This is a genomic window from Capnocytophaga canimorsus (assembly GCF_002302565.1).
GTDB lineage: Bacteria > Bacteroidota > Bacteroidia > Flavobacteriales > Flavobacteriaceae > Capnocytophaga > Capnocytophaga canimorsus.
In genome coordinates this window covers 1,047,207-1,059,841 of the sequence record NZ_CP022382.1, presented here as the reverse complement: position 1 = coordinate 1,059,841, position 12,635 = coordinate 1,047,207, and the positions used below count along the sequence as shown (strand labels likewise).

Genomic DNA, 12,635 nt, shown 5'->3' with positions numbered 1-12,635 from the left:
TATGAAAAAAGATTATTACGAAATATTAGAGGTTGAAAAATCGGCTTCAGCGGCTGAAATCAAAAAAGCATATCGCAAACAAGCCATAAAATATCATCCTGACAAAAATCCTGGAGACAAACAAGCTGAAGAGAATTTCAAATTGGCAGCCGAGGCTTATGAAGTACTCAGCGACGAAAACAAACGTGCTCAGTATGACCGATTTGGACACGCTGCTTTTGAGCAAGGAGGAGGTGGCGCACATTATTCCTCAATGGAGGATATTTTCAGCCAATTTGGTGATATTTTCGGCGGACATTTTTCAGGCTTTGGGGGTTTTGGCGGCTTCAGTGGTGGTAGTGCTCGAAGAGGTAGGGTACGCGGAGGTGATTTACGTATTCGCGTAAAAGTTACCCTGGAAGACATTGTTAAAGGAGCTGATAAAAAAATTAAAGTAAAACGTAAAGTTCAGGCCGAAGGGGTAACGTACAAAAATTGTCCGTCTTGTTCAGGCTCGGGGCAAGTGGTACGTGAGGTCAACACAATGCTAGGAAGAATGCAAACTTCAACAACCTGCTCAACCTGCTCGGGGGCTGGGCAAGTTATTGACAAACGCCCCGAAAACTCCGATGCCCAAGGGTTAAAAACTATTGAAGAAACTATTTCAGTAAAAATCCCTGCTGGAGTAATGGAGGGGGTACAGCTTAAAGTTTCTGGAAAAGGGAATGAGGCTCCAGGGAGCAGCAGCATCGCCGGAGACCTTCTGGTGGTCATTGAGGAGCAAGAGCACGAAACCCTAAAAAGAGAAGGAGAGAATCTGCATTACGATTTGTATATCAGTTTTCCAGAAGCCGTTTTAGGGGTTTCTAAGGAGATTGACACCATAGGAGGAAAGGTGCGTATCAAATTAGAAGAGGGTATCCAATCAGGAAAAATTTTAAGATTACGCAATAAGGGTATTCCTAGTTTAAATAGTTATGGCACAGGGGATTTACTCATACACGTAAACGTATGGACTCCTAAAAATTTGAATGATAAACAAAAGGAATTTTTCAGAGAAATGCTTAATGATGAACATTTCGTGCCGAAACCCGAAAAAACAGAAAAGTCTTTCTTTGAGAAGGTTAAAGATATGTTTTCTTAAAAATAAATGATAATTGTTTTATCTCTAAAAAATAAAAGTAGAAATAGGCTGTTCAAAAGTATCGTACCGCCTATTTTTTTACCAAACATTGAAGGTAATGTAGCTCTAAATCATTGATAAATAAAAGAAAAGGAGGTCTGTTTTTAAGACCTCCTTTTTTCGTATTTGTACTTTTTGAAGAAATATTTAGTGTTTTGAGAGATAATCAGCGGTACTTTTTCGGTTTGCATTCATTGCTTCTTTGCCTGATTCCCAGTTAGCAGGACAAACCTCACCGTAGGTCTGTACGTGTGTGTAAGCGTCTATCAATCGTAAATACTCATTAACATTTCTACCCAAAGGCATATCATTTACACTTTCGTGGAAGATTTTTCCAGATTCATCAATTAGATAGGTAGCTCGGTAAGTAACATTTGAACCTTCAATAATAACTTGGTCTAATTCTTCATCGTAAATTTGTGTTGCTTCTAAAATACCCAAAGCATTTGATAAATTTCGCGTAGTATCAGCTAAGAGTGGGTAAGTAACTCCTTTGATTCCGCCTTCTTCTTTGGGAGTGTTTAGCCACGCAAAATGCACTTCATTTGTATCGACTGATGCGCCAACCACCAAAGTATTTCTTTTTTCAAACTCTTTAAGTGCATCTTGAAAAGCGTGTAACTCCGTAGGGCACACAAAAGTAAAGTCTTTAGGATACCAAAAAAGCAAAACTTTTTTTTCTTTAAAAGTAGCTTCTTCTAAAATATTGATTCTAAGATTTTCACCCGTTTGCGAAATGGCATCAACGGTGATATTTGGGAATTTTTTTCCAACTAAAGCCATTGTTTTTCTTTTTTAATGATTAATAAATTTTCGAGCCACAAATATATCACAATTATATTTAAAAACAGAATTTACTTAAGATGAACCCATAAAATCAAGTCATACAAAATTGAAAAACAAATCGGTACTTCGAGTAATTTACAGAAGGTGTATACAGGATATCATACTAAGAGTTATTGCTTTCTACATTTTCTATAATTCAAATCAGTTTTAACACTTCCATACATTTAAGCTAAATAATTTGTGTTTTTATCGGTATGCTGTGTTATTTTTTCTATTTTTGCTGTACACTTAAATTAAAAGACTTATGAAAAAAAGTGTTTATACTCTTGTAGGATTCCTTTGCGCGATGTGGTTGGTATCTTGTAAGACAGACACGCTCCAAAAGGAAATAGAGCAAATTCCAGTAGCTTTGGAAATTATTCGTTTTGATTCGCTTTTTGTGACAACTTCAGCAGATAATTTTCATTCCCTTAAAAAGCAATATCCGTATTTATTTCCCAGTAATATTGCCGACAGCATTTGGTTAGCGAAACAAAAAGATACTTTGGAGTTGGAAATAACAGCCGAAATACAAAAACAGTTTAAGCAGTTTTCTTCTGAAAGAAAACAACTTCGTAACCTATTTCAGCATATTAAATATTATTTTCCTGATTTTGAATCGCCTAAAATCATTACTCTTGCTTCGGAAGTTGATTATCGCTCGCGTGTTATTTATGCTGATAGCTTGTTACTCATAGGCTTAGATAATTACTTAGGTGTCAATCATCGTTTTTATGAAGACATTGAAAAATATATTCGATCCGAATTTGAAAAAGAAAATATTGTTATTGACGTTGCTGAAACTTTTAGCGAGCAACTCATTCCTCGTCAACAACATCTTTCTTTTTTAGACGCTATGATTTTCGAAGGTAAGAAGCTTTATCTGATGCAGTTATTACTTCCTAAAAAAAGTAGTAGTGCTCTTTTAAAATACACCAAAGAGCAATGGAATTGGGTAGAAGCCAACGAGTCGGAAATGTGGCGGTATTTTGTAGAAAACGAGTTACTTTACCAAACCGATAAAAAATTATTAAGTCGTTTTTTATATCCTGCACCGTTTTCAAAATTTTATTTGGAATTAGATAATGAGTCGCCAGGGCAGGTGGGCAAGTATATCGGTTTTAATATCGTGAAATCGTATGCTGACAATCACTCCGAAACCTCCTTGGTAGCGCTTTTGTCTTTATCTGCAGATGAATTATTTAAAAAATCATATTATAAACCTAAAAAATAATGTCAAAAAAAACATCTGATATTCAGCTTTCGGTAACTTTAGATGAAAATCGAGTTCCTGAAAAAATATTCTGGAATGCCCAAGACGGAGGAGTAACCCAACAAGAAGCCCGTGCTATGTTTCTTTCCGTTTGGGATCACAAAGCAAAAGAAACGCTCCGCATTGATTTATGGACTAAGGATATGTCAGTCGATGAAATGAAGCAGTTTTTTCATCAAACCCTCTTTACTATGGCAGATACCTTTTATAGAGCCACAAATGATGAGAAAATGACACAAACGATGAAAGATTTTTGTGAATATTTTGCTGAAAAAATGAAACTTTCTTAACGAGTAAATCAAAACGACAACCTTATTTACGTTGTCGTTTCGTTTTTTTGCTTTTTCCCTTTGAGTTCAATGACCGTAATTTCTGGCCAAATGCCTACCCGACCTGGGAATGCTAAAAAGCCAAAACCGCGATTCACATTCAAAAATTTTCCATTCTGCTGATAAATTCCTGCCCAATATTTGTATTTCCATTGTGAGGGACTCCAACGCAGCCATCCTGGTATTTCTATCCCGAATTGCATACCGTGAGTATGTCCGCTTAAAGTCAAATGAATATTTTTCTGTTGAGGAATCACCTGAAATTGCCAATGTGTGGGATCGTGGCTAAGTAAAATTTTGAAATCCTTTTCGTGAGTGTTTTTTAATGCTTTTTCTAAATCACCATACTTTGAAAATCGTCCATATCCCCAGTTTTCTACCCCAATAAGAGCAATTCGCTGTCCTGCCTTCTCAATATACCTATGTTCATTTAAAAGCAAATCAAAACCAATTTCGGCTTGAATATCTTTTAACAGCTGTAGGTTTTGAGCTTTGGCTTTGGGGCTTTCCCAAGAGGAATAATCTCCATAATCGTGATTACCCAATACAGCGAACAATCCCTCTGGGGCGTGTAAATTCTTAAATATGTCTTTCCAAGGTAACATTTCACTGGCTAAATTATTTACCATATCGCCCGTAAAAGTGATGATATTACTCTTTTGTTCGTTGATAAGGTCTATAGCATAGCGTATTTTGTCCTCATTATCAAAACTTCCGCTATGAATATCTGAAATTTGAGTAATTTTAAATCCGTTAAAGGCTTCGGGTAAATCATCAAAGTAAAGCGTGTGCTTCCAAACTTTAAAGTGATATTTCCCTTTTGTCATTCCGTAAATCATTGAAGCAAACGGAATGGCAGCCATTCCTAACCCAAGTAGGCTTACAAATTTTCTGCGAGAAGTAACCTCTGTTTTTCTTTGCTTTCTTTTTACTAATAAATTGATAAATCGCTGAATATCTTCAATAAAAAGTGCCAAACTAAGCGTGGCAAGGGTTAAAGCCCAAGTCAGTAAAGCACCCATTGAGTAGAGTTGTACGGAAGTCCATACCCGCTCATCTCGTTGAGTCCACTGCCAAAATACGTTGAGGATAATTCCTGCCGATAGAAGTACAAACAAATATCTTATTGCTTTGGTAGTACGCAAAACTTTAAGTGCTTGTAGTGCGTATCCTGTTAAAAGGGCATAGCCTAAAACCACTCCTACTAAAATGACATAAATCATCTGGAAGCTTCAATTATTTTTTTGATTTGAGCAATATTTGAGAGAGGGCGCACGGATTCGTTTAAGAAACTATCGGTTAAAAACGAAAAAGGAAGTACATTAGCGGCAGGTTCAAAAGTAGTGGCTGAAAAATGTACTTGATCAAATCCTGCATCTTTTATTTTTACAATGGTTTGCGGATTGATGCCTCCTCCTGGCATAATAGTTATTTTTCCTTCCGATTGTTCAAGAAGTATTTTAAGTAAATCCAAGCCTTCAATAGCCGATTTTTTACCTCCAGAGGTAAGTACGCGTTTTACCCCTAATTGTTTTAAAGTTTCGAGAGTTTCCAAGGGGTTGGGTGTGCAATCAAAGGCACGATGGTACACAAAATCCATCGCTCCTGCAGCCTCTATAAGCTGTAGTGTTCGTTTTTCGTCGATGGTATTATCCGTGTTTAACACGCCTGTAACCACCCCTTTACAGCCCAATTCTCGGCATAGGGTAATGTCACGCAACATAATGTCAAATTCTTCCTCCGTATAGGTAAAGTCTCCGCTTCTGGGGCGGATAAGCACACAATTCTCAATGGTCAGTTCGTCCATTACTTTTTTTATAAGTCCGAAACTGGGGGTAATACCGCCCACGCCCAATTCACTACATAATTCGATACGATTTGCTCCTGCAATTTGTGCATTTTTTGCCGATTCAAACGAACTGGCACAGATTTCAAATATCATATTACTATCAATCAAGGATTATTTAAGCGCAAAAATAGGTAAATTAAGCTGTTTTTCATTATATTTGTACTTTAAGTTTCATAAATTTATGAAAGAAGAAAAAAAAATTTCGGTGCATTATACCGTTTTTAACAGTATTGAGGCTCTTCCCGAATCGGTTCAAGAACTGATGGCAGCTGCAGTTGCTGTACGTGAGAATGCTTATGCTCCTTATTCACTTTTCAAAGTAGGGGCTGCTATCCGATTGAAAGACGGACAAATATGTGTGGGGTCAAATCAAGAAAATGCAGCATTTCCCTCTGGACTTTGTGCCGAGCGTGTTGCTATTTATCACGCTTCGGCGCTTTTTCCCAACCAAATTATTGATGCTATTGCCATTACAGGAACAGCCCAAGAACCTACCGTTTTGCCCGTGTCGCCTTGCGGAGCCTGTAGGCAGTCTATGGCAGAATACGAAATTAGACAAAAGCAACCTATAGCTGTATATTTTATGGGGAAAACCGGAAAGATTATTAAAACCGAATCAGTAAAGGATTTGCTTCCATTTTTGTTCGATGGTACCCTAATTTAAGCCTATTTGTTGTTGGTTTAAAAGAAAGAAGATGTTTTTTCAGATCTCCACTTCGTTCAATTGGCATTAAAAGCGATAATTATACTTTTCGGTAATAAAAAAATCCTACCTTTTTTAAGGTAGGATTTTTATAACAAACGCCATCGTTTATTTAATGTTTTTCAGGTTGATGATTTCCTGTTGAGTAAGTCGTCGCCAATGCCCTCGCGGTAAATCTTTCTTGGTTAGCCCAGCAAAAACCACTCGGTCTAACTTATCTACTTGATAACCTAAGTGCTCAAAAATACGACGAATGATACGATTTCTTCCGCTTCGTATTTTAATACCGATTTCGTTTTTGGGAGCCCCGTCCACATAACTAATTTCCTCAACTTGAATAAAACCGTCTTCTAATTCAAGTCCTTCTTCGATTTTTAAAAAATCTTTGTAATCGAGTTTTTTATCAAGTATGGCGTGATAGATTTTTAACACACCGTGTGTGGGGTGAGTTAGTTTTTTCGCTAAATCACCATCGTTGGTAAAAAGCAGGAGCCCAGTAGTGGGGCGATCTAACCTTCCTACGGGTAAAATTCGTGCCGATGTAGCTCTCCCTACCAAATCCATTACGGTTTTTCGTCCCTTTTCATCAGCGGTAGTGGTGATAAAACCTTTGGGCTTATTGAGTAAAATATACTCCTTTTTCTCACAAGAAATCACTTTACCGTCAAATTTTACCACATCGTTAGGCTTTACACGAAAACCCAATTGAGTAATCACTTCGCCATTGACTTGCACATTGCCTGAGGCAATGTAAATATCTGCATTACGGCGAGAGCATATCCCTGCATCGGCAATGTATTTGTTTAGGCGGATTTCACTCTTTTCAGCAAAAGCATCAAATGTAGGTGCGTTTTCCTTTTTAAAAGGCTTGAAAGGTTTGCTACCTTTACTAACAAAAGGCTTGTTGTTCCCCTCTTGTCCTTGTCGTTTTTTAGGTTGAAAGGCTTGATTTCCTTGAGAGAAGCGTTCTTTTTTAGTAAAATTACTATTGTTTTCTTTTTTATCACTACGTGATTTATCGAAAGGTTTATTTCCGTCTGATTTTCTTTCAAATGAGGTAGCATTACTTCTCTTTGAGTTATTATTGTTTCGGAAGTTTGACTTTCCTTTATAGGGTCTGTTTTGATTTTCCATAGATATTGTTACTTATTGAAATTGTAAAAGGCTTTTTATTCCCATAAAAATTGTGGCAAAGGTACGAATATATTTTTATTCGTTGAGCATTTCTTTTGAAGGAGGCGTGCCAAAATGATTTTTTGTGCGGATTAGTATAAAAATTAAAGCATTATTATACCTGTTTGAATGATTCATATCAATAGAAAGAAGCCAATTGTAATAAAGAAAGGAGTTCTCAATGTAGATTTTATTCTTATTTGAATAAAATAGAATGCTCTGAAAGGAATAAAAGGTTTAAATTATATTAAAAAGCTGTATTCATTTAAAAATGGTGATGAGCTTTATCTTTTATTGGTTGGTAAATTAGTTTTTATTCTCTGTATAATAAATGTCTAGCATTAGGTTTACGTGATTTAGCTTATACCAATTTTTGTCTTTTATCTTAATAAAGGTTTGTGATTTTTTATGTCTATTACCCAAGAGGATATAGTTCGATTCTGAAGTGTCCTTATCTAATGTTTTTTGAACTACAATGAAAAACTCTCGGCAAAGTGGTAAATTTATTTCTTCAAGACTTATTTCTATTTTGTCTTCCCTCAATAATTTAAAAAATAGGGTTTCATTATGAAGCTTTTTTTCAGGAAATCCTTCTTTACCTACTGAGAAAAATAGCAACTCAAAGTTTTCGTTAGTGCTAAGGTTCGATTTTTTCTTTACGTACAATACTACTTTTTGTATTTGGATACACTCCTTAGTTACTATTTTATTAGCGTAAAACGTATTGGGTATTACCGAAGAAAATGAAACCCTATCTGCTTTGCCTAAGTTGCTCATTTTTTTTAGCTTTTTATTTTGATGTTGGGTAATGATAACCTCAGGTAGATATATGGTATCGTTTGTGTTTGTTTTTTGAGCTATAGTAATATGACTTATGAAGATAGCATAAAATAGGACGAAGCTATTCATTTTACTACTATTAAGTAACTTTGTTAGTGTTTGAAGTTTAGTTATCATTTTTATTTGTTTTTGGTATAGATGATAAAAATAAGTAAAAATATATAGTATATGTAGGTTAAATCATTTTTTTTGATGTACATAATATAAAAAATCATTGAAATGAACTTAGAAATGCTATTCTATATGTTGGTTTTGTACTTTTGTGTGTATGAAATAGCTGTTTTATATATTGGTATCATACTTTTATGTATATGAAGTTATAGTTTTATAGGTTAGTATTGTGCTTAAAGGTATATGGAGCTATCATTCTATAGGTTGGTACTGTGCTTTTGTGTATGTCAAATAGTGATTTCATAGGTTAGGATTGTAGTTATGTATGTATAAAAGTGTTGTTCTATAGGTTGGTATCATAGTTTTATATATGCAAAAGTGCTGTCCTATAGGTTAGGAGCCTACTTTTTATGCTTCAAAATTGAGTTTTTAATCTTATTTTGGAAAACTAATTTTGATAAAAGCTCTGAAACATAAAGATAGAAGTTCTAAAAAAATGAAATGTATATATAGTAAGCATTATAGACTTCATAAATCAATAAGCGAAAGTGCTGTCATTAGTAATTATCTTTTTGCTCAAAAGCTTTAATAATCAAAACTAGGAGATTATCTCTAATTTTTTCATTAAGAAAGTAGCACTCTTATTGGTGCAAACACCAGATTTGAGCTTATAGTCAAAATACAACTCATTATCGATGATTTGAGCTTCAAAGCGAAAGTTACTTAACTGTGGATATTGCTCTGCCATTTTGCATATTTCCAAGTCGTGAGTAGCTAATATGCCTTGTGCTGAAAGTGAAAGTAGCTTAACGAGTACTCCTTTAGTACCTTGCTGTTTGTCATCGGAATTGGTTCCACGCAAAATTTCATCGAGCAAAACAAAGCAAGGGCGTTCAGTGAGTTGCTCCATAATGTGCTTTAAGCGCTTGATTTCGGCAAAGAAATATGACTCTCCACTGGAAAGTGAATCAAACTGACGCATTGAGGTAACCACCCTTATGGGGCAAAGGGTAGCTTTAGTAGCACATATTTTAGCACCTATCTGAGCCAGTATTAAGTTGATACCTATTGTCCTTAAAAAAGTACTTTTCCCTGACATATTGGAACCTGTAAGCAATATCATTTGTTTTGAACCCAAATGAAAATCATTGCGCACTCCGTTTTTCATTATTAGCGGATGCCCCAAGTCAGAAAACTCAAATCGATGAATTTCATTAAGCTCTGGGAATACATAATGTGGGTGATTGAAGGTATGATTAGCAACACTGGATATAGCTTCAAACGTGCCAACCGTATCTAACCAAAGCGGCAATAGGTGAGCGTATTGACGCTTCCAACGAATTACAGAAAAATAAATATGCAAATGATACAATAGCGTTCCGTTGAAAACAACCGAAGCGAGAATGTTACTGATGCTATCTAACTGCCCCAGTGCATTTCCTAATCGAGCAATCTCTGCACTTGCTTTATATTCAGAGGTTTTTAGTTGTTTTTGAAGCTGTTGTAAGGTTTCTGACTGAAAGTTAGCTTCTTCTATCTTCTCAAACAATCGTTTGTAGAATTGCATCGTTTGAAAGATGCGTCCCATATTTAGCGACTCTTTAAGCAAAGGCTTTAAGTGAGCATACGCAATAACCAAGTTCAGTGTAAAAAAGAAATAAACAGGTACGATGCGTATTTCAAAGACATAAACCAATAGTAAATTTAAGAAAAAAAGGATAGGGGATATATAGGCAACATATTGCCATTTTCTATGGACACCAATGTGATTTTGCTTTGCCCAATCTCTTAACTTCTGCTCATTATCTGGTAGGTCGCTTACCATTTTTGCCAGAGCATAAAATTCTTGTCGCCATACTACTTCTTTCGCTAACTCATCGGTAGCCTTTTGTTTTTTTACAATTTGCTGTGAAGTATTGTGGCTTAGCAACTCTTGAGCCAAAGCGTACTTTCCTGCCTCAGTCGCTGTTCTATTTAGGTGATGATAGAGCGATTCAGTGCCAAAAATGTCTAAATCGTAAGAATAATCGTGTTGAGGATTGATATAGGAAGCCCCATCATACCAAGGTTTTTTATTTTCGGTAAGATAATGGTACTCGGCTTTATTGATTTGTAAAAGGGTTTGGGTGAGTTTCCTCTGGAGAGCATTCTTTTGGTGGATTTTTAGAAGGACAACGAAAGTAATAATAAGTACTAAGTCAGCCACCAAATAGGGGAGTATAGGCTCCTGCGTAAAGGTTTTGTACAGCGAAAAGACCAAAAGCAAAGCCAGTAACAATCTTAAAAAACTAATCCGATTAGAGATTTGGCTTTGCTTATGAAGTGCCTTCTCATATTTTTCTATGAAGGCAATATATTTTTCTTGCATTGATTATTAGCATTTATTAGGTAAAAATGTTCCACACGATGCCAAAACGAATGGTTAGGTCACGATAGGGGTAGTCGGGTGCTGAATAGTATCTATACGGATTGGTGTCAAATATTCTATCCATTAGTATCGGATTGAAATGTTCAATGGTGAAGAATATACGCATTGTTCTGACTTTGGCATTGAAGAAGAAGTCGAACATCGGGAATCCTCCTGTTTTTTGTAATGATTGCACCTCAAACTCGGCTAAAAGAGGGTTGTATCTGTTGGCGTAGTATGAAGAGAAGTAGTTGAACCCTAAGCCTGTTTGTAGGTACATCGCCTTTTTGAATAGGTGAGTGGAGAAGTAAAGCGAGTTTCGGGTAACGAAAGTAGGTACATTTAAAATGGGTTCCCCTTGTACCACCTTCTGGAAGAGTAGTGTATTCTCTAAGCTGAATTTCCCCAAAGTAAACTCGCGCTGTAACTTTAACTTGAAATACTGAATATCTCCAGTAAATTGCTTAGGAACAGACTGACTTCTTATGCCTGTTATAGGTTCTTGCACCTCAAAATAGGTATAATTGTTGATATTGGAAAGACTTGCCTGAGCATTGCCCCATTGGGTGTTCACATCAGCAAATAGGGTTTGGGTATTTTGTTTGCCAAAATCATCAAAATGATACCAATTGTAATTCTTATAATCACTTTGGTAAAGCAAGAAATTGAAATCAGGCATCGCTGATTGTAAGTCAATTCCTGCCTGTATCTTATTTAGGGTATTAAAAGCATAGGATAGCTTTCCGTTTAAGTGCGTTCCGGTTATCTTACCTACCAAAGTTTGTTCTGCTTGAGCATCAATAGCGAATCCTCCTATACGTTTGTGCCATTGTGCGCCCAAACTAAGGTCGGTGTCTTTTATTTGGTGTGGTTGCAACACCCCCGAAGTATAATACGCATTGCGGAAAAAATAATTGTAGTGATAGGCATTGGCTGACAAGAAAGTACGTCCTAAGTAGGGTAATTCCAGCTCTGTGCCTAATGTATTTATCATTTTCTTAAGCCTTGCCTTATCATTGAGCTCTGCAACAACGTACGAATCACCAAAATATTTTTTTTGAGCTGTGGCTTGTTCGAATTGATAGTATTCGGTTTCGTACAAGAACTGATGTCGCAATCGTATCTGTTTATTTGTCAGTAAGGTGTCGGTATGGTTTAAAAAAGCGTATTCGTGGCTTAAAAAATAGCGTTTGCTCTCACGTGTGCTTTGAGCATCGGTAAAATGCACGTCAAGTACGGCTCTATTTTTAAATTGGGCATCTCCAGACTCGAACTGCTCGGGTGTAGCTATTCCTCCATTTTCATTATTGTAGATGTCGTGCCCTGCATAATGGGCGAAAGCTGTATATTTTTTGTTGGGCGACAAATAAGAAAACCCAAAACGGAAGTTACCATTACTTGCCAGTATGTTTTGATAATTCCCCAAAGAGCGTAATCCTTTATAAGCCATAAAGATGTTCAGCTGGGGGGAGAGGTTCACACTGAAAAGGGTATTTAGAACCTGCCCCTGCTCAAAGCCTGTTTTGTAGGTAAATTCGGTCATTGGGGTAGGTAGATGATAATAATTGATTTCTTGCGGAGTTAAGTAAAGTGTTTTTTTGGCATTGGCTCCCATTGAGGGCAGATAATCGGCTTGAGTAAAGTCGTATGTTAGTGCGTTATAGGTTTGTCCTTTATTTGAGAAGGGCATCTTGCCGAACATATCTTTCTGTACCGCATTATGTTTATAATACTTATAGATGGTTAAAGTAGTATCTACCGCTATGGTGTCTTTAAGATGAGTGATTATCTTGTAGTCTTTGATGGTAAAGGGGAGCGTATCTTTCTTTTTGTGAGACCGAATTGTTTTGAACCCCAACTTGTTTTTTTGTTGATTGTCCTCCTCTTGTGCCCATAAGAACAGGGGTGCAAGAGCCAATAGTAGCAAAGCAATGATATTGCGATAAGAAATTTTCATAGTATA

Annotated in this window: 11 protein-coding genes; 4 read left to right on the top strand and 7 right to left on the bottom strand. The window is 36.3% G+C overall.

Annotation, left to right across the window (positions count from 1 at the left end; genetic code table 11):
* Position 1 precedes the first annotated feature (1 nt).
* Positions 2–1,123 (top strand): molecular chaperone DnaJ, encoded by a 1,122-nt coding sequence (dnaJ, locus tag CGC47_RS04590; RefSeq protein WP_042002101.1) that lies wholly within the window; start codon positions 2–4, stop codon positions 1,121–1,123.
* A 186-nt stretch (positions 1,124–1,309) separates the two neighbouring features.
* Here dnaJ and CGC47_RS04585 read toward each other — a convergent pair whose 3' ends face one another.
* A complete protein-coding gene (locus CGC47_RS04585) occupies positions 1,310–1,945 on the bottom strand; it encodes a peroxiredoxin (RefSeq protein WP_013997872.1) in 636 nt (211 codons plus the stop codon).
* A gap of 307 nt (positions 1,946–2,252) precedes the next feature.
* On the opposite strand from CGC47_RS04585, the gene gldB reads away from it, so the two are divergent.
* Entirely contained in the window at positions 2,253–3,221 is a 969-nt protein-coding gene (gene gldB / locus CGC47_RS04580) for a gliding motility lipoprotein GldB (RefSeq protein ID WP_042002103.1), read from the top strand.
* Positions 3,221–3,550 (top strand): gliding motility protein GldC, encoded by a 330-nt coding sequence (gene gldC, locus CGC47_RS04575; protein WP_095900053.1) that lies wholly within the window; start codon positions 3,221–3,223, stop codon positions 3,548–3,550. The genes gldB and gldC overlap by 1 nt, the downstream gene beginning before the upstream one ends.
* A gap of 26 nt (positions 3,551–3,576) precedes the next feature.
* Here the strand turns inward: gldC and CGC47_RS04570 are convergent, their stop codons facing one another.
* Both CGC47_RS04570 and CGC47_RS04565 read right to left on the bottom strand, forming a co-directional pair.
* The gene (locus tag CGC47_RS04570) at positions 3,577–4,812 is read right to left on the bottom strand and encodes a metallophosphoesterase (protein WP_042002106.1); all 1,236 of its coding nucleotides are present in this window, start codon (positions 4,810–4,812) and stop codon (positions 3,577–3,579) included.
* Complete coding sequence (locus CGC47_RS04565; protein WP_095900052.1) at positions 4,809–5,531, bottom strand: copper homeostasis protein CutC; 723 nt, start codon at positions 5,529–5,531, stop codon at positions 4,809–4,811. The genes CGC47_RS04570 and CGC47_RS04565 overlap by 4 nt, the downstream gene beginning before the upstream one ends.
* Before the next feature lie 88 nt (positions 5,532–5,619).
* Between CGC47_RS04565 and cdd the strand changes: the two genes are divergently transcribed.
* Positions 5,620–6,102 (top strand): cytidine deaminase, encoded by a 483-nt coding sequence (gene cdd, locus CGC47_RS04560; RefSeq protein WP_095900051.1) that lies wholly within the window; start codon positions 5,620–5,622, stop codon positions 6,100–6,102.
* A gap of 147 nt (positions 6,103–6,249) precedes the next feature.
* Here cdd and CGC47_RS04555 read toward each other — a convergent pair whose 3' ends face one another.
* The 4 genes from CGC47_RS04555 to CGC47_RS04540 all read right to left on the bottom strand — a co-directional run bounded on the left by CGC47_RS04555 (position 6,250) and on the right by CGC47_RS04540 (position 12,623).
* Positions 6,250–7,275: a pseudouridine synthase gene (locus tag CGC47_RS04555; protein WP_082025347.1), complete on the bottom strand. Its 1,026-nt coding sequence runs from the start codon at positions 7,273–7,275 to the stop codon at positions 6,250–6,252.
* Between the two features lie 345 nt (positions 7,276–7,620).
* Positions 7,621–8,271 (bottom strand): hypothetical protein, encoded by a 651-nt coding sequence (locus CGC47_RS04550; RefSeq protein ID WP_042002109.1) that lies wholly within the window; start codon positions 8,269–8,271, stop codon positions 7,621–7,623.
* Positions 8,272–8,863: 592 nt separating this feature from the next.
* A complete protein-coding gene (locus CGC47_RS04545; protein ID WP_095900050.1) occupies positions 8,864–10,633 on the bottom strand; it encodes a MutS-related protein in 1,770 nt (589 codons plus the stop codon).
* Between the two features lie 16 nt (positions 10,634–10,649).
* Complete coding sequence (locus CGC47_RS04540) at positions 10,650–12,623, bottom strand: putative porin (RefSeq protein WP_042002138.1); 1,974 nt, start codon at positions 12,621–12,623, stop codon at positions 10,650–10,652.
* Positions 12,624–12,635: the final 12 nt, after the last annotated feature.

Bases quoted from the DNA above. Each gene is read 5' to 3' on its own strand.
- CGC47_RS04570 (WP_042002106.1), bottom strand. From the start codon at position 4,812: ATGATTTATGTCATTTTAGTAGGAGTGGTTTTAGGCTATGCCCTTTTA.
- gldB (WP_042002103.1), top strand. From the start codon at position 2,253: ATGAAAAAAAGTGTTTATACTCTTGTAGGATTCCTTTGCGCGATGTGG.
- CGC47_RS04585 (WP_013997872.1), bottom strand. From the start codon at position 1,945: ATGGCTTTAGTTGGAAAAAAATTCCCAAATATCACCGTTGATGCCATT.
- CGC47_RS04555 (WP_082025347.1), bottom strand. From the start codon at position 7,275: ATGGAAAATCAAAACAGACCCTATAAAGGAAAGTCAAACTTCCGAAAC.
- dnaJ (WP_042002101.1), top strand. From the start codon at position 2: ATGAAAAAAGATTATTACGAAATATTAGAGGTTGAAAAATCGGCTTCA.
- CGC47_RS04545 (WP_095900050.1), bottom strand. From the start codon at position 10,633: ATGCAAGAAAAATATATTGCCTTCATAGAAAAATATGAGAAGGCACTT.
- cdd (WP_095900051.1), top strand. From the start codon at position 5,620: ATGAAAGAAGAAAAAAAAATTTCGGTGCATTATACCGTTTTTAACAGT.
- gldC (WP_095900053.1), top strand. From the start codon at position 3,221: ATGTCAAAAAAAACATCTGATATTCAGCTTTCGGTAACTTTAGATGAA.
- CGC47_RS04565 (WP_095900052.1), bottom strand. From the start codon at position 5,531: ATGATATTTGAAATCTGTGCCAGTTCGTTTGAATCGGCAAAAAATGCA.
- CGC47_RS04550 (WP_042002109.1), bottom strand. From the start codon at position 8,271: ATGATAACTAAACTTCAAACACTAACAAAGTTACTTAATAGTAGTAAA.